At 60.7% G+C, this 18,124-nt stretch carries 18 protein-coding genes and 2 tRNA genes; 10 read left to right on the top strand and 10 right to left on the bottom strand.

The window, feature by feature from the left end:
- The first annotated feature begins 79 nt into the window (after window positions 1–79).
- The gene (locus JK176_RS05055; protein WP_211586742.1) at window positions 80–262 is read left to right on the top strand and encodes a hypothetical protein; all 183 of its coding nucleotides are present in this window, start codon (window positions 80–82) and stop codon (window positions 260–262) included.
- 65 nt (window positions 263–327) lie between these two features.
- Here JK176_RS05055 and arfB read toward each other — a convergent pair whose 3' ends face one another.
- Window positions 328–750, bottom strand: coding sequence for an alternative ribosome rescue aminoacyl-tRNA hydrolase ArfB (gene arfB / locus JK176_RS05050; RefSeq protein ID WP_062031087.1), 423 nt, complete (start codon window positions 748–750; stop codon window positions 328–330).
- A gap of 150 nt (window positions 751–900) precedes the next feature.
- Between arfB and JK176_RS05045 the strand changes: the two genes are divergently transcribed.
- Window positions 901–976: transfer RNA gene (locus JK176_RS05045), tRNA-Lys, on the top strand.
- Between the two features lie 111 nt (window positions 977–1,087).
- Complete coding sequence (locus JK176_RS05040; protein ID WP_167383417.1) at window positions 1,088–1,249, top strand: hypothetical protein; 162 nt, start codon at window positions 1,088–1,090, stop codon at window positions 1,247–1,249.
- A 22-nt stretch (window positions 1,250–1,271) separates the two neighbouring features.
- Here JK176_RS05040 and JK176_RS05035 read toward each other — a convergent pair whose 3' ends face one another.
- Both JK176_RS05035 and JK176_RS05030 read right to left on the bottom strand, forming a co-directional pair.
- A complete protein-coding gene (locus tag JK176_RS05035; RefSeq protein ID WP_211586738.1) occupies window positions 1,272–3,926 on the bottom strand; it encodes a 2-oxoglutarate dehydrogenase E1 component in 2,655 nt (884 codons plus the stop codon).
- 73 nt (window positions 3,927–3,999) lie between these two features.
- Window positions 4,000–4,962, bottom strand: a complete 963-nt coding sequence (locus JK176_RS05030) for an alpha/beta hydrolase (RefSeq protein WP_211586735.1) — start codon at window positions 4,960–4,962, stop codon at window positions 4,000–4,002.
- 175 nt (window positions 4,963–5,137) lie between these two features.
- Here JK176_RS05030 and JK176_RS05025 point away from each other — a divergent pair, with 175 nt between their 5' ends.
- The 5 genes from JK176_RS05025 (at window position 5,138) to JK176_RS05005 (ending at window position 9,270) form a co-directional block, all read left to right on the top strand.
- Entirely contained in the window at window positions 5,138–5,461 is a 324-nt protein-coding gene (locus JK176_RS05025) for a hypothetical protein (protein WP_194267084.1), read from the top strand.
- 80 nt (window positions 5,462–5,541) lie between these two features.
- Complete coding sequence (locus JK176_RS05020) at window positions 5,542–6,180, top strand: 2OG-Fe(II) oxygenase (protein WP_086649239.1); 639 nt, start codon at window positions 5,542–5,544, stop codon at window positions 6,178–6,180.
- Window positions 6,181–6,203: 23 nt separating this feature from the next.
- Entirely contained in the window at window positions 6,204–7,271 is a 1,068-nt protein-coding gene (locus JK176_RS05015; protein WP_211586734.1) for an aspartate-semialdehyde dehydrogenase, read from the top strand.
- On the top strand, window positions 7,268–8,155 hold the full coding sequence (locus JK176_RS05010; RefSeq protein ID WP_211586732.1) for an N-acetylmuramic acid 6-phosphate etherase: 888 nt from the start codon (window positions 7,268–7,270) through the stop codon (window positions 8,153–8,155). The genes JK176_RS05015 and JK176_RS05010 overlap by 4 nt, the downstream gene beginning before the upstream one ends.
- 29 nt (window positions 8,156–8,184) lie before the next feature.
- Window positions 8,185–9,270: an anhydro-N-acetylmuramic acid kinase gene (locus JK176_RS05005; RefSeq protein ID WP_211586860.1), complete on the top strand. Its 1,086-nt coding sequence runs from the start codon at window positions 8,185–8,187 to the stop codon at window positions 9,268–9,270.
- A 26-nt stretch (window positions 9,271–9,296) separates the two neighbouring features.
- Here the strand turns inward: JK176_RS05005 and JK176_RS05000 are convergent, their stop codons facing one another.
- Window positions 9,297–9,719: a host attachment protein gene (locus tag JK176_RS05000; protein WP_211586725.1), complete on the bottom strand. Its 423-nt coding sequence runs from the start codon at window positions 9,717–9,719 to the stop codon at window positions 9,297–9,299.
- A gap of 458 nt (window positions 9,720–10,177) precedes the next feature.
- Between JK176_RS05000 and hemH the strand changes: the two genes are divergently transcribed.
- Window positions 10,178–11,209 carry a ferrochelatase gene (gene hemH, locus JK176_RS04995; protein WP_211586722.1) on the top strand — a complete coding sequence of 344 codons (1,032 nt, stop codon included), beginning with the start codon at window positions 10,178–10,180 and terminating at the stop codon, window positions 11,207–11,209.
- Window positions 11,210–11,562: 353 nt separating this feature from the next.
- Window positions 11,563–12,873 carry a glycoside hydrolase family 68 protein gene (locus tag JK176_RS04990; RefSeq protein ID WP_211586720.1) on the top strand — a complete coding sequence of 437 codons (1,311 nt, stop codon included), beginning with the start codon at window positions 11,563–11,565 and terminating at the stop codon, window positions 12,871–12,873.
- 129 nt (window positions 12,874–13,002) lie between these two features.
- On the opposite strand, the gene JK176_RS04985 is transcribed toward JK176_RS04990, so the two are convergent.
- From JK176_RS04985 to JK176_RS04960, 6 genes are all read right to left on the bottom strand, one after another.
- Window positions 13,003–13,079, bottom strand: a tRNA-Pro gene (locus JK176_RS04985).
- 60 nt (window positions 13,080–13,139) lie between these two features.
- Window positions 13,140–13,847 carry a signal peptidase I gene (lepB, locus tag JK176_RS04980; RefSeq protein WP_211586719.1) on the bottom strand — a complete coding sequence of 236 codons (708 nt, stop codon included), beginning with the start codon at window positions 13,845–13,847 and terminating at the stop codon, window positions 13,140–13,142.
- Window positions 13,848–13,983: 136 nt separating this feature from the next.
- On the bottom strand, window positions 13,984–14,889 hold the full coding sequence (locus JK176_RS04975) for an FAD-binding protein (protein WP_211586718.1): 906 nt from the start codon (window positions 14,887–14,889) through the stop codon (window positions 13,984–13,986).
- A complete protein-coding gene (locus JK176_RS04970; RefSeq protein ID WP_211586858.1) occupies window positions 14,889–15,638 on the bottom strand; it encodes an electron transfer flavoprotein subunit beta/FixA family protein in 750 nt (249 codons plus the stop codon). Before JK176_RS04970 ends, JK176_RS04975 begins: the two co-directional genes overlap by 1 nt.
- A gap of 106 nt (window positions 15,639–15,744) precedes the next feature.
- On the bottom strand, window positions 15,745–17,385 hold the full coding sequence (locus tag JK176_RS04965) for an electron transfer flavoprotein-ubiquinone oxidoreductase (RefSeq protein ID WP_194261137.1): 1,641 nt from the start codon (window positions 17,383–17,385) through the stop codon (window positions 15,745–15,747).
- Window positions 17,386–17,423: 38 nt separating this feature from the next.
- Window positions 17,424–18,119 (bottom strand): tRNA (guanosine(46)-N(7))-methyltransferase TrmB, encoded by a 696-nt coding sequence (locus tag JK176_RS04960; protein ID WP_194261330.1) that lies wholly within the window; start codon window positions 18,117–18,119, stop codon window positions 17,424–17,426.
- Window positions 18,120–18,124: the final 5 nt, after the last annotated feature.

Here is an 18,124-nt window from a genome sequence, read left to right as displayed (position 1 = left end):
TCCATAAGACACCGCCCTTGGGTTCAGCGGGGGGTTAGAAAGAGTAATGACAAAAACTTGTTACGGGAAAGTAGCAAAAATGATTTTTGAAACTGTTTTTCTTCCTGTTGCAGGTTGGCAACAAAAAGATTTTACGGTTCGAGTTGGGGAAATTAAATTCCAGATTGGTGTTTTCTGGAGAAATATAGAATTGTTCGTTTCGGTGGTGTTTATAGGGACCGGTTTTGGGTCCGAATTTATGTTATTTGACCGTATCGGATGAGATCATGGGGGAAGAAAAAAGCTGTGGCCGGTCCTGTTCGGCATGGATATCGCCGATGGCCTCAATCAGTCGTCCAGACGTACTGTCCGGTTGCGCTTGATTCCCGCCCGGTGGGACTTCCCATCCAGACGCCGCTGTCTGGCGGCTTTTCCGGGGCGTGTGGCGACGCGGAACGCCGGACGATGGGCCGCTTTCCGGATCAGTTCGGCCAGACGCTCGATGGCGTCTTCGCGGTTGCGCTGTTGTGTCCGGAAGCGACGTGCAGTGATGATGATTTCGCCATTCTGCGTGGCCCGGCTCCCTGCCAGTTCGATCAGGCGGGTTCTGATCCGGTCTGGCAGGGCGGGAGATCGTGCGGCGTCGAAGCGGAGCTGTGCGGCCGTCGCCACCTTGTTGACGTTCTGACCGCCGGGGCCTGACGCCAGAATATAGGTCACCTTCAGTTCGTCGTCTTCGAGTGCGAGACCGGGAAGAATCTGGATGGGCATCTGTTTCTTCCTTTCGGGTCTGAAAGACGAAGTGTGTGGCGCCCATAGCCTCTTTTGAGAGGAGAGACCATGTCTGGAGAGGCGCTGGGCCTGTTTTTCGCGGTTGTGAGGTTGACGCCCTATAGGTTGTGGGGTAGCCAGCGTGCGGATGAACCGGTAGCTCAGTTGGTAGAGCATTCGACTTTTAATCGAATGGTCCTGGGTTCGAGTCCCAGCCGGTTCACCATTTTTTCCGAAAAGAGCAGATGCCCCTATATCCAACAGCGACCTGCTGGTGGTCTGCCGGGATTTTGCGGCCTATGATGTCGCAACAGGCTGATACGCAAGGAAAATACTGATGACGCGGGTTCGGATTGGGATAGCGCTTGGACTTCTGGCGGCGCTGGCGGCATGCGGGCCGGATTATGGCGGGCAGGGGTCTCGGCAATTTCGGGGCGATGATTATGGCAATGTGGGCGCGGGCCGCAGCAGCTATGGCTATCAGGGCGGCCCGACCTGAGGTTTTTTCTGTTCGGGGTGGTTCAGGACAGAGCGTCCTGAACCAGTTTTTCCTGCTGGGCGGCGTGAACGCCCGGTAGTCCGGTTGCGGGAGAGGCGGCACTGTCGCGGCCTGCATAATTCGGGCGCTGGACCCGATGATCGCAGGCGCGCAGGGCGCGTTCGATGCGACGGTCTACGAAAATCCAGGCCCCGTTATTGAGGGGTTCTTCCTGACACCACACGACCTGTTCTGCGTCCGGGTGGCGGGCGAGCTGTTCCATGAGTGCATGGTGTGGGAAGGGATAGAGCTGTTCTATACGGATGATGGCGACGTCGTTGCGGCTCTGGCGCGCGCGTTCGGCAACCAGATCGTAATAGACCTTGCCAGTACACAGAATGACGCGGCGTGCGCCTTCTTCTTTGGCCGGGTCCGCGATGACAGGCTGGAAACGGGTGTGCGGTCCCATGTCGTCCAGCATGGACACCGCATCCTTGTTACGAAGCAGGGATTTGGGTGTGAAAACGACCAGCGGCTTGCGGCAGCGTCGCGCGATCTGGCGGCGCAGGGCGTGGAAGTAGTTGGCGGGTGTGGTGATGTTGCACACGCGCATGTTGTTTTCGGCGCAGAGCTGAAGAATGCGCTCGGGGCGGGCGGAAGAATGTTCCGGGCCGCCGCCTTCATAGCCGTGCGGCAGAAGCAGGGTCAGGCCGGAGGTCCGCAGCCATTTGGTTTCGCCCGAGGCGATGAACTGGTCGAGGATGATCTGCGCGCCGTTGGCGAAATCGCCGAACTGCGCTTCCCACAGAACCAGGGCTTCCGGATCGCCGAGGGAATAGCCGTATTCGAAGCCGAGAACGGCATATTCCGAGAGCGGCGAATTCCAGATATTCAGCGGGGCCTGATGGGGGGCGATATGGGTCAGGGGCGTGTCTTCGCGGCCTGTGTCCTGATCGAACAGCACGGCGTGACGCTGGCTGAACGTGCCGCGACGGCTATCCTGACCTGACAGGCGGACGGGGTGGCCGTCCATGGACAGGGTGCCGAAAGCGAGGGCTTCCGCCGTGGCCCAGTCGAGTGGACCACTATCAGCCACCGCCTTGCCGCGCGCGGTGATCTGACGGGCCAGACGGGGGTGGACGGCCAGACTTTCGGGGATCGTCCCGATGGCCTCTCCGACATCTCGCAGGCGCCGGAGAGGCACGCCGGTCATGGGCTGGATACGATCCTGCTCGTCCTGCAGGCGCGTGGGGTCTTCGGGGCCGTCCAGCCAGTCCGTGCCGTCGGGGTGATAGGTCTTGGATTTTTCGAACTGTTCTTCCAGACGGTTCTGGAAGTGGTTCCACATCTCCTCGACCTCGGCCTCGGTCATGACGCCCGTGCGGATCAGGTGCTGGGCGTAGAGGCTGCGTGTCGTGGCGCGGGACTGGATGGCGTGGACCATCGCTGGCTGTGTGAAGGCGGGTTCGTCGGCTTCGTTATGGCCGTGACGGCGATAGCAGACCACATCCAGCACGATGTCCGACTGGAAGGTGCGGCGCCATTCATGCGCCAGAAAAGCGCAGCGGGAGACGGCTTCGGGGTCATCGCCATTGACGTGTAGGATCGGGGCCTGAACGGATTTGGCGATGTCGGTATTGTGGATGCCCGAATGGGCGTCGGACTGGACGGTGGTGAAGCCGATCTGGTTGTTGATGATGACGTGAACCGTGCCGCCTGTCCGGTAGCCTTCCAGCTTGGACAGGCTCAGGGTTTCGTACACGACGCCCTGACCGGCGAAGGCGGCGTCTCCGTGGACGAGAATGCCCAGATGGTGCTGGCGGTCGTGGTCTTTTTCACGGTCCTGATCGGCGCGGACGCGGCCCAGCACAACAGGGTCCACCGCTTCCAGATGCGAGGGGTTGGGCAGGAGCGAAATGCGGACGGTATGGCCCGCATGTTCGAGCGTTGTGGCGGTGCCGAGATGGTATTTGACATCGCCCGAACCCTGAATGGTGTCGGGCTTGAAGGCGGTGCCTGCGAATTCGCTGAAAATGGCGGCAAACGGCTTGCGCAGGATGTTGGCCATTACGTTCAGACGGCCGCGATGGGGCATGCCGAGCGAGACAGAGCGCACGTCGTCCTGTGCGGCAGCATCAATCAGGGTGCGCAGGGCGACGATGACACTCTCGCCGCCTTCAAGGCCGAAGCGGCGCATACCCATGAAGCGCTTCTGGCAGAACTGCTCGAAGGCTTCGGCGCGGGTGAGGGCGAGGAGGAGGCGCTTCTGGTCCAGCGACGGGCCGGGAACAGAGTTTTCAAGACGGTCGATCCACCACTGGCGCTGGGCGGGGTCCTGAAGATGCATGAACTCGGCGGCTGTGGTGCCGCAATAGGCACGGCGCAGGCGGGCGATCAGGTCCCGGTCGGCTCCGGGCGGGCTCAGTTCGGCAATGTCGGGGACGGGGGCAAGACCGAGCGGGTCCAGCTTTGCGATGGTATGGCCGCGCAGGCGATAGGCGAATTTCAGGCTCTCGGTGCTGGCGTCGGTCTGTTCGGCGGCGTCTGTGGGCAGGCGGTCGGAGCCGAGGGTTTCGAACAGGGCAGCGAAAGCCGTGTCCACGGATGACGGGTCGTGCTGCCAGCGTGTGTGCAGCTCCGCCAGATAGACGGTGTTCTCGCCGTTGATGGCGTCCCGGTCATCGCGATGGTCGCCCATGAACTCGTTCTCCTGTCTCCCCGGCTCCTGTGACGTGATGGGAACCGGGGCCTGTCTTTTGGCCGCGCACTCTTCAGAGACCGAATCCGCGTTTCATGGCGTCGATACGGCGTGCGATGGAGCGGGTGGCGACCGGGGTGTCTGTCTGGTCGAAGATATGGCAGGCGCCGGGCACGATTTCCAGTTCTACCGAAACGCCCTGATGGATCAGGCGCCGCGCGTAGGCGAGGTCTTCGTCCAGAAACAGGTCCAGCGCGCCCACGGACAGATAGGTCGGGGGCAGATCGGACAGGTCGGTGGCGCGGGCGGGCGCGGCGTAGGGCGAGACGTCAGCCGAGCCGGGCGCTACGGGGTTGAGGAGGGAAGTCCACATGAAGGTGTTGCTGGTGCGGGTCCACAGGAACTCGCCCCCGACCGGGGAGGCATCGGGCTGACCTGTCGTCGTGCGGTCGTCGAGCACGGGGTAGACGAGATTCTGGAACAGGAGGGTCGGGCCTTCGCGGTCACGGGTCAGGAGGGCCAGTCCGGCTGCGAGCCCGCCGCCCGCGCTTTCACCGGTCAGGCCGATGCGGGAGGCGTCGATTCCGAGTGTGTCGGCGTTGCGCGTGATCCAGCAGAGTGTCGTGTAGGCATCCTCGATCGCTGCCGGGAAGGGATGTTCCGGCGTGAGGCGGTAATCCGGGGAAATGACCACGCAGTCCAGATCCTGTGCGAACTGGCAGAGCTGGGTGGCTGTGAGTTCGGGCTGGCCTGCGAAATAGCCGCCGCCATGCAGGTGCAGAAGGACCGGGCGTGGGGCAGCGGCGTTCTTACGAGGGCGGACGCTCAGGAGGCGGAGGGCGGGCGCGGTGTCCGTGGCGGGAATGGTGAGTCGCTCAAGGATGACGGGATAGTCTTCGGCCTGAAGGAAAGACTGTCCGGCGGCCTGTTCCAGCCCGTCGCGAAAGGCGGGGAGGGAGTCGGGCGAGAGATCGACGGTGGGGATCTCTTCAAGGAGCGGGAGGAGTTCAGGGAGGACGAGGGGCCGGGTGTTCATGAGTGTCACCTTGCACTGGGGAGGCAGGAAAACCATCTGTACGCCCAGTGGTCGGACGGCTTGAAGGCAAAAATCTGTTCGCCCCGCCACAAAGTTGCCGCAACTTTTAATGCCCGAGAGTCGTCTTGTTAACCGACCGGTCCTGAGCCGGCCTTGTTGGATGGGAGTTTCGCTGATGCGTGCTCTGCTGTTGCTTGCAGTTCTGACGGGAAGTGGTCTGGCGCTGACGGATCTGTCGGCGGGAGCACAGGAGCCGCGTCGGAATGATCTTTCCGCGCACTCTGTTCTGGCGGATGATGTGGGGCAGTCGGGAGTGGATCACCGGACGTTGGAATGCCGAACGGATCCGCGTCTGCTTCATACCGTGTGGGACGGGAGGATTTCGTCTCTGCCGGGACCACATGTCTGCACGGGCGGGGCGAACCGTCTGGGGGCAGGATATGTCCGCTATCTTGCGACGAGCCGGATGGTAAGGGCGCATAAGCCGCTGCGGGGGTAATATTCTTTCGTAAAAGGCAGGTCTCACATGTGTGGAATAGGCCTTGTCGCCGGCGTGGGCCGCGTCTAGCCTTCCGCGCCATGAGCAGGATTTCTCTTGATTATGATGCGTTCGAGAGCGCACCCGTTGCGGAAAAACCGTTTCCGCATCTGGTGGTGCCGCATTTCATCGGTAACGATGATCTGAAGGCGGTTGTCTCCGATCTGCCGGAAATGAAATCCGGTGGCTCCTTTCCGCCGGAAGCCCTGAAGCTGACGCCGCGTGTTGCGGGCATGATTGCGGAATTGCAGGGGCCGAAGCTCAAGGCGCTGGTGGCGGAGAAATTCGGGCTGGATCTGGCGGATGCGCCGACCATGCTGACGGTGCGCGGGCGCACGCGGGAAAAGGACGGGCGGATCCATCGGGATTCGGAGGCCAAGCTGGTCACGATCCTGCTGTATCTCAATCCGCGCGGCGAGGACTGGGCCTCGCGCGATGGCTGTTTGCGGTTGCTGAACGGGCCGGATGATGTCGAGGATTTCGATGTTGAGGTGACACCCGCGGAAGGGACGCTTCTGGTGTTTCCGAACGGTCCGGCCACCTGGCACGGACATCGGCAGTTTGTCGGAACGCGCTATGCGATCCAGCTCAACTATATGGCGACGGGGCGCAAGGCCCGCTACGAACTGCGGCGGCACCGTCTGTCGGCGCTTTTAAAGCGTCTGCCCTTTTCGGGCTGATTTTCAGGGAACGGGAAAAGATCATGGGTTATCGGGTTGCGGTTGTTGGCGCCACGGGTGCGGTGGGGCGTGAACTGCTGCGAATTCTGGCGGAGCGGGAATTTCCGGTCGATGAGGTTGTGGCGCTGGCCTCGCCGCGTTCGGCAGGGCGCGAGATTTCCTTCGGGGACAAGACGGTCCTGAAGGTTCAGAACCTTGAGACGTTCGATTTCAAGGGCTGGGATATTGCGCTGTTCTCGCCGGGCGGTTCGGTTTCGGCCGTTTATGCGCCCAAGGCTGCGGCTGCCGGATGCGTGGTGATCGACAACACGTCCCATTTCCGTATGGAGCCGGGGATCCCGTTGATCGTGCCGGAAGTGAACGCCGCCGCCATCGGCAAGGCGAGCCGGGGCATCATCGCCAATCCGAACTGCTCCACCGCGCAGATGCTCGTTGCGCTCAAGCCGCTGCATGACCTGTTCCGGATCAAGCGTATCGTGGTCTCGACCTATCAGGCCGTTTCAGGCGCGGGCAAGGACGGGATGGACGAGCTGTTCGCCCAGACCAAGGGCACTTTCGTCAACGATCCGCCGACGGTCGCTCAGTTCACCAAGCAGATTGCCTTCAATGTCATTCCCCATATCGACCGTTTCATGGACGACGGTGCGACCAAGGAAGAATGGAAGATGGCCGTCGAAACCCGCAAGATCATGGACCCGGACATCAAGGTTCTGGCGACCTGCGTGCGCGTTCCGGTGTTTATCGGGCATTCGGAAGCCATCAGCATCGAGTGCGAAAAGCCGGTCGATCTGAAGAAGGCGCGTGAGGCACTGCGTAAGGCGCCGGGTGTGATTCTGCGGGACGAGCGCGAAGACGGCGGTTACGTCACGCCGATGGAATGTGTGGGCGAGGATGCGACGTATGTGTCCCGCCTGCGGATTGATCCGTCGGTCGAGAACGGTCTGGCGCTGTGGTGTGTGTCCGACAATCTGCGCAAGGGTGCAGCCCTCAATGCGGTTCAGATTGCGGAAAGCATTGTGGAGCAGGGGCTTTTGAAGGACGGGCAGCTTTTCCGTCGCAATGAAATTCCGGACGAAGACGAAGCCGAATGACAACGTCCCGCACAGAGACGGTTCTTGCGATCAATGAGGATATCGAGCGTCTGCCGCTCGATGCTCTTCTGGACCGGCTTCTGACGTCGCAGAAGGCGGCGCTGGATCGGGTTGGTGAGGCATTGCCGTCCATCGAACGCGCCGTCGAGGCGGCTGTGCCCCGGCTTCAGGCCGGGGGGCGGTTGGTTTATGCGGGAGCCGGGACGTCGGGGCGGATCGGCTTGCAGGATGGCGTGGAGTTGACGCCGACCTTTGGTGTCGCGCCCGAAAAGCTGGTTCTGCTGCTGGCGGGTGGCGCCGGGGCGACGACACAGGCGGCGGAAGGTGCGGAAGACCGGGAGGATCAGGCGCGGCTTGATCTGCTGGATTATCACCCGACCGAACATGACGTAGTGATCGGTGTCGCGGCCAGCGGCAACACGCCTTACACCTGTGCGGTTGTCCAACTCGGACGGGAAGTCGGAGCCCTGACGATCGGTGTGAGTGGCAATCCGGAGTCGCGTCTGTTGCGGGAAGCGGAGTTCGGGATCTGCATTCCGACCGGAGCTGAGGTTCTGGCGGGTTCGACACGGATGGCCGCTGGAACGGCGCAGAAAGTGACGCTGAACCTGTTTTCCACCGCGTTGATGACGCGTCTGGGGCATGTCTATCGTGGGCGCATGGTGGATATGCGCATTAGCAACGACAAGCTTCAGGTGCGCGCGGAACGTATGGTCATGGAACTGGCCGGAGGAACAGCCGAAGAGGCGCGTGAGGCTCTGAAACTCGTGCAAGGAAACACGAAACGGGCCGTTCTGCTGCGGAATGGTGTGGCTCTGGCGGAGATCGAGCCGCTTCTGGAGCGGTGTCAGGGCAATCTGCATCTGGCCCTCGCCGGGCTTTGAACGCTGCGGCCAACGCGGGCGCGACCGGAATGGTCTGGGCGCTTGGATTGATGAGCGGGACGTCTCTGGACGGGGTGGATGCCGCTCTGATCGAAACGGATGGCGTGCGAATCTGGCGCACCGGGCCGTCTTTGACATTGCCCTACAGCCCGGAACTCCGGGCCAAAACGCGGGCTCTGCTGGATCGTGCGGCGGGTCTGGCGGAGGATGATCCCGACGTTCTGGCGATCGCCCGGGACCTGACGGTGCAGCATGTGGAGGCGGTGCGTCTGCTGCGGGAGCAGGCACCGAATCTGGAACCTGCGGTGATCGGGTTTCATGGTCAAACCATCCTGCATCAGCCTGAACTGGGCCGAAGCTGGCAGATTGGGGATGCTCGGCTCCTTCAGGAGCGGTGCAACGTTCCGGTCGTGTATGATTTCCGGACGCGGGATCTGGAAAATGGCGGGGAGGGCGCGCCGCTGGTTCCGGTGTTTCACGTCGCTCTGCTTGAGCAGGAAAGTCGTCCTGTTGCGGTTCTCAATATTGGTGGCGTCGCCAATGTGACGGCTCTGGGAGCGCAGGACCCGGCCGGGGAGCGAGGCGTGTGGGCCTGTGATACCGGGCCGGGAAACGCGCTTCTGGATGACTGGGCGCTCCAGCATACGGGCCGACCCTGTGATTTTGGTGGCGCACTGGCGGCTGCGGGAACGGTCTGTCAGGATGTTCTGGAGGCGCTTCTGGCGATGCCATATTTTGCGCGTCCTATGCCAAAATCACTCGACAGGTTGAGTTTTCATCCCGAAGCCATGGCGCTTGTGCGAGATCTTTCCGCGGAAGATGGTGCAGCGACTCTGGCGGAGTTTACGGTCGAATCCGTGGCCCGAACGGCGTTTCCGGTGAGGCCGGAACTGTGGTTTGTGGCGGGAGGCGGCCGTCACAATCCGGTCCTGATGGATGGACTGAACCGGCGGCTAGGGCCTGTGGCATCCGTGGACAATCTGGGGTGGGACGGGGATGCTCTGGAAGCACAATGTTTCGGGCTTTTGGCCGTGCGCTGTCTGCGCGGGCTGCCGTCATCGTGGCCGGGGACGACCGGGGTGAGGCAGCCCTGTCTTGCAGGAAGGACTGTCTGACGGCCCTTCCCACGGTCTGATGGCAATCAGACGGAAGCGAGTTCGGACCAGCCTGTTTCCGGGCGGTCGAGGTGCTTCAGCAGGTCGTGGTCCGGCGTATTGACGAGATCCTTGACCAGCGTCTTGAAGAGCTTCTTGGTGGTCGGCTTGTCGAGATGTTCGCTGATCTCGTGTGAAGCCTGCGGAGGAGCGACAAGTAGAATACCTTCGACATCGTTGCTCTGTGCGGCCTTGTTGATATGGGCGGCCAGATCGCGGGTGAAATGCACCTTGAGCTGCTCCCGCGGGTTTTCATGCGGAGCTTTGATGGACGCAACGTCCTTTTCCGCACTGGAGCCTTTATGCAGGTCAAAGGTTTCGATGGTCCGGAGCTGTGAGCCTTCAAGGCGCAGAAAACGGGCTTTTTCGCCGTCAGCAACAACGTAAATGACGGGGTCCTGTGTAGCCATGTCTGGAAATCCTTAATCAAAATCGGACGATGCGTCTGTAACCCCTCTGAGATGGGATGGTTGCGTAAAGCTGCCAAGGTGATGCAGAGTCGTATGCGCTTAAGGTATTGAAAAAAGGAGATTATTTCATTTTTTTGAATGTTTTTTGAAGAATTTCGATTTTTTTCTTGAAATGCAGAAGAGATGTGCTCAATCTCTGAATTGAGCTTACCGGAAAATCTTTTCCAAAGGCTCAAAGGAGGCAAGTATGGCTCTGACGAATACTCTTCTGCCGTATGTTGGTCCGATGGCTGCCGCAGTTGCGGTGTGTGCCTATACTCTCCTGCACGAGGTGCGGAAACCGGATGTTTCCTATGCGAAAGTAAGGCACCGACGATAGCGTCCCGCAAGGGACGCGTATCTCCAGACGTTTTCCCTCTTTACCTGAATGCGTGCCCGGTTCCACAGTAGAGGGCACCATGGCTTTTTTACATAAAACCCCCCGCATCACCCCTCCGCCAGAAGGCAGGGCGGGTGTCCTTCTGATCAATCTGGGGACGCCTGACGATACAGGCTATTTCTCAGTCAGAAGATATCTCAGCGAATTTCTCTCTGACCGTCGCGTCATCGAGAGTCCTCCTCTGATCTGGCAGCCCATTCTTCAGGGCATCATCCTCACAAAACGTCCTTTCGCCAGCGGCGCGAATTATGCGCGGATCTGGGATCGGGACGAAAATGCTTCTCCGTTGCGTGTTTATACGCGCAGGCAGGCCGAAGGGCTTGCTGAGCGGCTGAGGGCTGATGGTGTGCCGGTGGAATGGGGGATGCGTTACGGTCGCCCTTCCGTTGCAAAAGCGCTGGAAAGCCTGATGGATCAGGGCTGTGACCGGATCGTCAGCATTGCGCTTTATCCGCAGTATTCCGCAACCACGACCGCCACGGCCAATGACCAGCTTTTCCGTGCGCTCATGCGCCTACGACGCCAACCGGCCGTCCTGACGGTCCCGTCTTTTCCAGATCATCCGGCTTTCATCCGCGCGCTTGAAACGTCTGTCCAGGATACTCTGGCGGAACTGTCCTTCAAGCCGCAGCAGATTGTTGCGTCGTTTCATGGCCTTCCCAAAACCTGCATCGAAAAGGGTGATACGTACCGCGACGAATGTGAGCGGACGATCGCTGGACTGCGTAAGGCTCTTGGGTTGAGTGAGGCGGAAATGCCTCTAACGTTCCAGTCCCGCTTTGGGCCGCTTGAATGGATCCAGCCCTATACGGCGCCCTTCGTCAAAGCTCTTCCGTCACAGGGCATTACGAAGATTGCCGTCATCATGCCGGGTTTCATGACGGACTGCATCGAAACGCTGGATGAAATCGGGAATGAGCTTCGGGAAGAATTCATGGAAGCAGGGGGTGAAGAGTTTGCTCTCGTGCCCTGCCTGAACGACTCGAAAGGCGCGATTGATCTTCTGGAAGAGCTCTCGCGTTCTGCTTTGGCGGGTTTTCAGCGCCGTTGAGGCTTGCGGACTTCTGAACCTTCTGAAAACCCACCCGATGACGGGTGGGTTTTTTTTTGCTTGCATCGCACGCAGCTTTTTCCTATAACTGTGGCACTGAGCCATTAAACGTTATTGATTACTGGTTCAAAAAATAATTTCAGGTCAAAAAATTTTAGAAAGGCTGCTTCCACAAGAAGCGGCCTTTTTTGTTGCGCATTTCAGAAACAAGACATGTTTTTCTGCGTGAAAATTACGGCTCAGTACAGGACTTGATCTTTTTATTCGGACGTTTCTCTAGCATCCGGGCCTGAAATAAGGGTTCGGATGCTGGCGTGCGTCTGGCTTTTCTCTTTTCAGCTACAGGAAAACTCATGAACGCTGTTTCCAGCACGCAGAGCGCAGTCCAGTCGGGTTCGCGTTGGACGATCGCTGATGCGATGAAGATCCGTACCGATGATCCGACCACAACCATGCCGGTCATCGACTATGCGTTCCCCGTCATCGATTCCGATGTGTGGCAGTGGGACACCTGGTTGCTGCGCGATATTCACGGCAAGACCGTCACCTTCAAGGGCTGGTACGTCATGTTCGCCCTCGTTGCCGATCGTGCCGCCACGGGCGATACGACCGAGGGCTGGCACAGCCGCAACAACTATTCCTATATCGGCTACTACTACAGCCGCACCGGCAATGGCGCGGACTGGAAGTTCGGTGGCCGCGTCATCAAGGCAGGTGCCAACTCCCGCAGCTGGGAATGGTCCGGTTGTGCCGTCATGCGCGAGAACAGCGCCAATACGGTCGATCTGTTCTATACTTCCGTCAACGATACGCCGTCCGAGTCTGTTCCGTCCTACACGACGGGCCGCATTCTGGCAGATGCCACCGGTGTCTGGTTCGAGGGCTTCGATGTCTGCACGGACATGTTCCAGGCAGACGGCGTGAACTACGCCAACATCGTCGAAGATGCCTACTGGGATTTCCGCGATCCGCATATCTTCCGTAATCCTGACGACAACCAGATCTATGCCCTGTTTGAAGGCAATGTTCCGGGCATGCGCGGGAACTTCACCATCGGTTCCGACGAGATGGGTCCGGTTCCGCCCGCCACGACCGTTCCGGCTGGCGCGCAGTATGGCGCTGCGGCCATCGGCATTGCCCGCCTGACATCCGACTCCACGCGGGGTGATTTCTCCAAATGGGAAATGCTGCCGGCCCTCGTCACGGCGCTTGGCGTCAATGACCAGACGGAGCGCCCGCATGTCGTGTTCCAGGATGGTCTGACCTATCTGTTCACGATCTCTCATCACTCCACCTTCACCGGCAATAGCACGGGTCCGGATGGTGTGTATGGTTTCGTGTCCCGAAACGGTATTTTTGGTCCGTATGCCCCGCTGAACGGTTCGGGCCTCGTGCTCGGCAATCCGTCTGCTGCGCCGTACGAGACCTACTCGCACTTCGTCGATCCTGCCGGTTACGTGCAGTCCTTCATCGACACCCTGCCGCAGCCCGGTTCGGCTGACCCGCAGAACCCGACGACCTATCGCATCGGTGGTACGCTGGCCCCGACCGTGAAGATCGTCCTCGAAGGTGAGCGGACCTATCTGACGGAAGTCCACGCTTACGGGCAGGTTTATGCCCAAGGCGTCTGGCCGACCTCTTCGGCCTTTGACAAGCGTTCCTGAAGCCGTTTTGCCCTCTCCCGAAAGGGGGAGGGCATTTTTTGCGTTTTCAGGGTCTGCATTTCAGACGCAGAAATGCGCTGGCCTGTGGGCCTGAAACTGTTTTAGCGATTTTCGGAAAAAATTATCGGCTGGTCGGAGTGAGAGGATTCGAACCTCCGGCCCCTGCGTCCCGAACACAGTGCTCTACCAGGCTGAGCTACACTCCGGCCGACGGCGCTTCTCCTACAGGGGTTAATGCTTTCCTGCAAGAGGGTTAGGGCGAAAAATCAGAGAACGAGCGCCGTTCTGCCGATATCCCGCCATGACCACAGGACGGCGCGGGCCTGCCCCTGAAGGTTCCAGACGGGAAGAAGCCCGACGCCCCCATCCGCGACGCTGACGCGCGAGTCGGCGGAGTTATCCCGGTTGTCGCCCATAACGAACAGACGGTTGGCGGGAATGGTGAAGGGCGCGACATTATCTAGCTCTCCGTCCTGCGACATTTTGAGAATGTTGTGGTGGATGTTTCCCGGCAGGGTTTCTTCATAGCGTTCTGCCGCACGCCAGACGTTCTTCCGGCTTTCCTCGCGGGTTGGCCCCATGTCTTTCCATGGAAGCACCGTTCCGTTCAGGATGACCCGACCATGTACCAGGGCCACCGTGTCGCCCGGCAGGCCGATCACGCGCTTGATCCAGGTCTGGTGCAGGTTGGCGGGTGCGCGGAACACGACCACATCGCCGCGATGGGGCAGATGCCCGAACAGGCGGCTTTCCGTTTCGGAAGAAGGTTTCAGGGCATCGCCGAACGGCAGATTGGCCGTGCTGAGACCATAGGATGGGACGATAACGCCGATCTGGTCGCCGATCCGCAGTGTCGGCTCCATGGAGGCCGACGGCACGATGTAAGCGGCGGCGAGGGCGCTGTGAATGGTGAGGAAGACCAAAAGAACGGGCAGGCAGGACAGGATGTCGCGGATGAATTGGCGCAGGATCATGATGAGGGTCTCCGTGCCCGACAGAGTGCCTCATGGGGACCGGAGTGCCAGTTAAACCTGCGTCAGATCCTGTCATGAAAAAAGGGGCGTCCCGTCATGGGGCGCCCCTTTTATGTCGTTTCAGGCGAACGGTGCCTTACAGCGCTTTTTCGAGCGTCGGGAGGACCTCGAACAGATCGCCTACGATGCCGTAATCGGCGACCTTGAAAATCGGCGCTTCCGGATCGGTGTTGATGGCCACGATGACGCGGCTGTCCTTCATGCCAGCCAGATGCTGGATCGCACCGGACAGGCCGACGGCGATGTAGAGTTCCGGCGCCACGATCTTGCCGGTCTGGCCGACCTGCATTTCGTTCGGAGCAAAGCCGGAATCCACGGCCGCACGGGATGCGCCGATGGCGGCGTTCAGCTTGTCGGCGATGGGTTCGAGCAGCTTGAAGTTTGCAGCGTCCTTCAGGCCCTTGCCGCCGGAAATCACCACGCGGGCGGATTCCAGTTCCGGACGATCGGATGCCGAAAGCTCGACCTTCACGAAAACAGACTTCTCGCTGGCCGGAGCTTCGATTGTCTCAACCGTGGCGGACCCACCTTCGGCAGCAACCGGATCGAAATTGGAGCCGCGGACCGTCAGCACCTTGATGCTGTCGGCGGAACGGACCGTTGCCAGCGCGTTACCGGCATAGATGGGGCGCACGAACGTGTCGGCGTCCTTGATCTCGACCACATCGGGGATGGGCTGCACGTCCAGAAGGCCCGCCAGACGCGGCAGGATGTTCTTACCGGTGGCGGAGGCTGCGGCCACGATGTGGCTGTAGTCTTTCGCGCGGGCAGCCAGCAGGTCGGCGGCGGGCTCGGCCAGATCGTTGACCAGACCCGGAACGCTGAGGACGCGCGTCACACCCGGCAGGGCAGCAGCGGCTTCCGCACCCTCACCAAAAACGATGGCATCGACCGCACCAAAGCGGGAGGCAGCGGCAACAGCCGAACGGGAAGCCTGACGGACCGCGCCGTTTTCGACTTCAACCAGAACAAGAGCGGTCATCAGATCACCTTCGCTTCTGTCTTGAGCTTCTCGACCAGTTCGGCCGCGCTGTTTACCTTCACGCCTTCCTTGCGCTCGGCGGGCTCGGCCACAGAGACCACCGTCAGGCGCGACGCCGTATCAACGCCGAGGCTGTCGATTTCGACCGTCTCAAGCGGCTTCTTGCGGGCCTTCATGATGTTCGGAAGGGACGCATAGCGCGGTTCGTTGAGGCGCAGATCCGCCGTCACCACAGCCGGGAGCGTGAGGGATACAACTTCCGTGCCGCCATCAATCTCGCGGGCAACTTCGATGCGGCCATCGGCAACCGTCACAGCGCTGGCGAATGTGCCCTGCGGCCAGCCGAGCTTCGCGGCCAGGATCTGGCCCGTAGCGTTCATGTCGTCGTCGATCGCCTGCTTGCCCATGCAGATCAGACCGGCTTCTTCGCGCGTAGCAATCGCCTTGAGCACGTTGGCCACGGCGCGCGGCTCAAGCGTGTCGTCCGTGCGGACAAGGATGGCGCGGTCCGCACCCATCGCCATAGCCGTACGCAGCACGTCCTGCGCAGCCTGTGCGCCGACGGTCACGACCACGACTTCCTTGGCCGAGCCTTTTTCACGCAGGCGCACTGCTTCTTCGACTGCGATTTCGTCGAACGGATTCATGGACATTTTCACGCCCTGCGTTTCGACACCGCTGCCATCAGCCGCTACACGTACCTTGACGTTGTAATCGACCACCCGTTTGACTGGGACCAGAACTTTCATCGTCATCTTTCGCTGCTGTCGCCGCCACAAAAACGGGCGTCACCGTAGCGGGACTGACCGGAAAAGTCACATTCCGCTCTGGCGGTGCCCTCTTGCGGGAAGAAAATTACATCCCGACCGGATAATTCGGACCGCCGCCGCCTTCGGGCGTGCACCAGTCGATGTTCTGCGTCGGGTCCTTGATGTCACAGGTTTTGCAATGCACGCAGTTCTGGGCGTTGATCCGAAGCTGCCAGGCGTTTTCGCCCGTCTGTTCCTGTTCATACACGCCTGCCGGGCAGTAGCGACTCTCCGGCGAATCGAACACGTCGTGATTGACGGTCTGCCAGACGGTCTCGTTGCGGAGTTTGAGGTGAACCGGCTGATTCTCCTCGTGATTCGTGCTGCTCAGGAAGACCGAGCTGACGCGATCGAAGGTGATCTTCCCGTCGGGTTTGGGATAGTCGATTTTCGTGCATACCGAGGCCGGACGCAGCGTCTCGTTATCGGCGTGCGGGTGATGCAGCGTCCAGGGCGCACGACCCCGCAGGATCATGCTGTCGATCCCGGAATAGAGCGCGCCGAGCTTCATGCCCCATTTCGCAAAGGCCGGGCGGATGTTGCGGACGTCGCGCAGTTCGGACCACAGCCAGGACTGCTGGACGCGCGCCGTCATGCTGGCGGCTTCCTTCTTGTCCTTTTCCAGAGCCTCGGCCACGGCCTCAGCCGCGATCATGCCGGACTTCATGGCCGTATGCGTGCCCTTGATCTTGGGCACGTTCAGGAAGCCTGCCGAATCGCCAGCCAGAACGCCGCCGGGGAAAGTCAGGCGCGGAATGGACTGGAATCCGCCTTCCGATAGGGCACGTGCGCCGTAAATCAGGCGCTTGCCGCCTTCGAAATGCTCCCGGAAGGCCGGGTGCAACTTGGTGCGCTGCATTTCCTCGAAGGGGGACAGATAGGTGTTGGCGTAATCGAGGCCGGTCACGAAGCCGAAGCTGACCAGATTTTCCCCGAAATGATAGAGCCACGCCCCGCCATAAGTGTTGTCGTCGAGCGGCCAGCCGAAGCTGTGTTGTACGAGGCCGGGACGGTGCTTTTCTGCCGGTATTTCCCAGACTTCCTTGATGCCGAGGCCATAGGTTTGCGGCTCCACGCCCTTGCGCAGGCCGAAACGCTTCATGGCGTGGCCGGTGAGGGAGCCGCGCGCACCTTCGGTCAGGATGGTCTGCTTCGCGCGCAGGATCATGCCGGGCGTGAAGTTCGGCCCGTGTTCGCCGTTGCGCTCGATGCCCATGTCGCCCGTGATGACGCCAGCGACGTGGTCATTTTCGATGAACAGTTCCGCACCCGAGAAGCCCGGATAGATCTCAACGCCCAGAGCCTCAGCCTGCTCGCCGAGCCAGCGGCAGACTTCGCCGAGCGAGACGACGTAATTTCCGTGATTGGCCATCTGCGGCATCACGCGATCCAGATACGGAACCGCGAAGGAGCGCGTTTCGGTCAGGAACAGCATCCGCTCTTCCGTCACCTGCGTCCGCAGCGGGGCGTCCAGATCGCGCCAGTTCGGCAGAAGTTCATCGAGCGTGCGGGGCTCGATGACGGCGCCCGAAACGATATGGGCGCCGATCTCGCTGCCTTTTTCGATCAGGCAGACGCCCGCATCCGGCATCAGCTGTTTCAGGCGGATCGCGGCGGACAGACCGGCGGGACCACCACCGACCACCACGACATCGAATTCCATTTCTTCGCGTTCGATCTGGGTCATGATGTCAGGAAACTCGCTGAATAACTAGGATAAGGGTTTCAGGGACGGCGGGTGAAAGTCCAGTAGAACGGCACGCGCCCTTCGCGGAAGGCCTTGGCCTCGTAGCGTGTGGGCGACCAGCCTTCGGGACGTTCCTTCGCCGGGGGAGGCGCATCGAACAGGTCCTGCTTGCCCATCACTTCTGTGACCCATTCCTGATAGACGGGATGGTCACTGGCGACGCGCCAGATGGCGCCGGGTTTCAGGACGCGGTGCATCTGCTTGATGTTTTCCGGATGCACGAAGCGGCGCTTGGCGTGCCGGGCCTTGGGCCACGGGTCAGGGAACATCAGATAGGCCCGGTCGAGGCATGCGTCGGGCATGTCCTTGAGCAGCAGGCGGGCGTCTTCGGCCCAGATGCGGAAATGGGGAGGCGGCGTGGCCGTGTCTTCCTCGCCCTCGGGCACGAGGCGCGACAGCAGGGAGCATAGGCCGTTCTCGAAGACCTCGGAGGCGATATAGCCGACATCCGGGTTCAGTTCGGACTGGCCAACGGCATGTTCGCCACCGCCAAAACCGATTTCGAGAAAGACGCGCGAGACCGCATCGGAGAATCCCGCGGCGGGATTTTCCGGTGAGGTAAAGGAAAGCCGGGGCAGCGCCTTCTCAAGAAGATGCTGCTGCCGGGCCCGGAGCGGATGGCCGCGTTGACGGCCGTAAAGCCGCTCCGGCTGGGGTTTGAGAGACTCGACCAGGGGTT

Origin of the sequence: Gluconobacter sp. Dm-73, assembly GCF_018256215.1 — a bacterium.
Classification (GTDB): Bacteria; Pseudomonadota; Alphaproteobacteria; order Acetobacterales; family Acetobacteraceae; genus Gluconobacter; species Gluconobacter cadivus.
Note: the sequence above shows the minus strand (reverse complement) of the source record. Positions and strands in the feature narration are given on the sequence as shown.

Excerpts from the sequence above, each read along its gene's own strand:
- JK176_RS05055 (WP_211586742.1), top strand. The coding sequence starts at position 80 with ATGATTTTTGAAACTGTTTTTCTTCCTGTTGCAGGTTGGCAACAAAAA.
- arfB (WP_062031087.1), bottom strand. The coding sequence starts at position 750 with ATGCCCATCCAGATTCTTCCCGGTCTCGCACTCGAAGACGACGAACTG.
- JK176_RS05040 (WP_167383417.1), top strand. The coding sequence starts at position 1,088 with ATGACGCGGGTTCGGATTGGGATAGCGCTTGGACTTCTGGCGGCGCTG.
- JK176_RS05035 (WP_211586738.1), bottom strand. The coding sequence starts at position 3,926 with ATGGGCGACCATCGCGATGACCGGGACGCCATCAACGGCGAGAACACC.
- JK176_RS05030 (WP_211586735.1), bottom strand. The coding sequence starts at position 4,962 with ATGAACACCCGGCCCCTCGTCCTCCCTGAACTCCTCCCGCTCCTTGAA.
- JK176_RS05025 (WP_194267084.1), top strand. The coding sequence starts at position 5,138 with ATGCGTGCTCTGCTGTTGCTTGCAGTTCTGACGGGAAGTGGTCTGGCG.
- JK176_RS05020 (WP_086649239.1), top strand. The coding sequence starts at position 5,542 with ATGAGCAGGATTTCTCTTGATTATGATGCGTTCGAGAGCGCACCCGTT.
- JK176_RS05015 (WP_211586734.1), top strand. The coding sequence starts at position 6,204 with ATGGGTTATCGGGTTGCGGTTGTTGGCGCCACGGGTGCGGTGGGGCGT.
- JK176_RS05010 (WP_211586732.1), top strand. The coding sequence starts at position 7,268 with ATGACAACGTCCCGCACAGAGACGGTTCTTGCGATCAATGAGGATATC.
- JK176_RS05005 (WP_211586860.1), top strand. The coding sequence starts at position 8,185 with ATGGTCTGGGCGCTTGGATTGATGAGCGGGACGTCTCTGGACGGGGTG.
- JK176_RS05000 (WP_211586725.1), bottom strand. The coding sequence starts at position 9,719 with ATGGCTACACAGGACCCCGTCATTTACGTTGTTGCTGACGGCGAAAAA.
- hemH (WP_211586722.1), top strand. The coding sequence starts at position 10,178 with ATGGCTTTTTTACATAAAACCCCCCGCATCACCCCTCCGCCAGAAGGC.
- JK176_RS04990 (WP_211586720.1), top strand. The coding sequence starts at position 11,563 with ATGAACGCTGTTTCCAGCACGCAGAGCGCAGTCCAGTCGGGTTCGCGT.
- lepB (WP_211586719.1), bottom strand. The coding sequence starts at position 13,847 with ATGATCCTGCGCCAATTCATCCGCGACATCCTGTCCTGCCTGCCCGTT.
- JK176_RS04975 (WP_211586718.1), bottom strand. The coding sequence starts at position 14,889 with ATGACCGCTCTTGTTCTGGTTGAAGTCGAAAACGGCGCGGTCCGTCAG.
- JK176_RS04970 (WP_211586858.1), bottom strand. The coding sequence starts at position 15,638 with ATGAAAGTTCTGGTCCCAGTCAAACGGGTGGTCGATTACAACGTCAAG.
- JK176_RS04965 (WP_194261137.1), bottom strand. The coding sequence starts at position 17,385 with ATGACCCAGATCGAACGCGAAGAAATGGAATTCGATGTCGTGGTGGTC.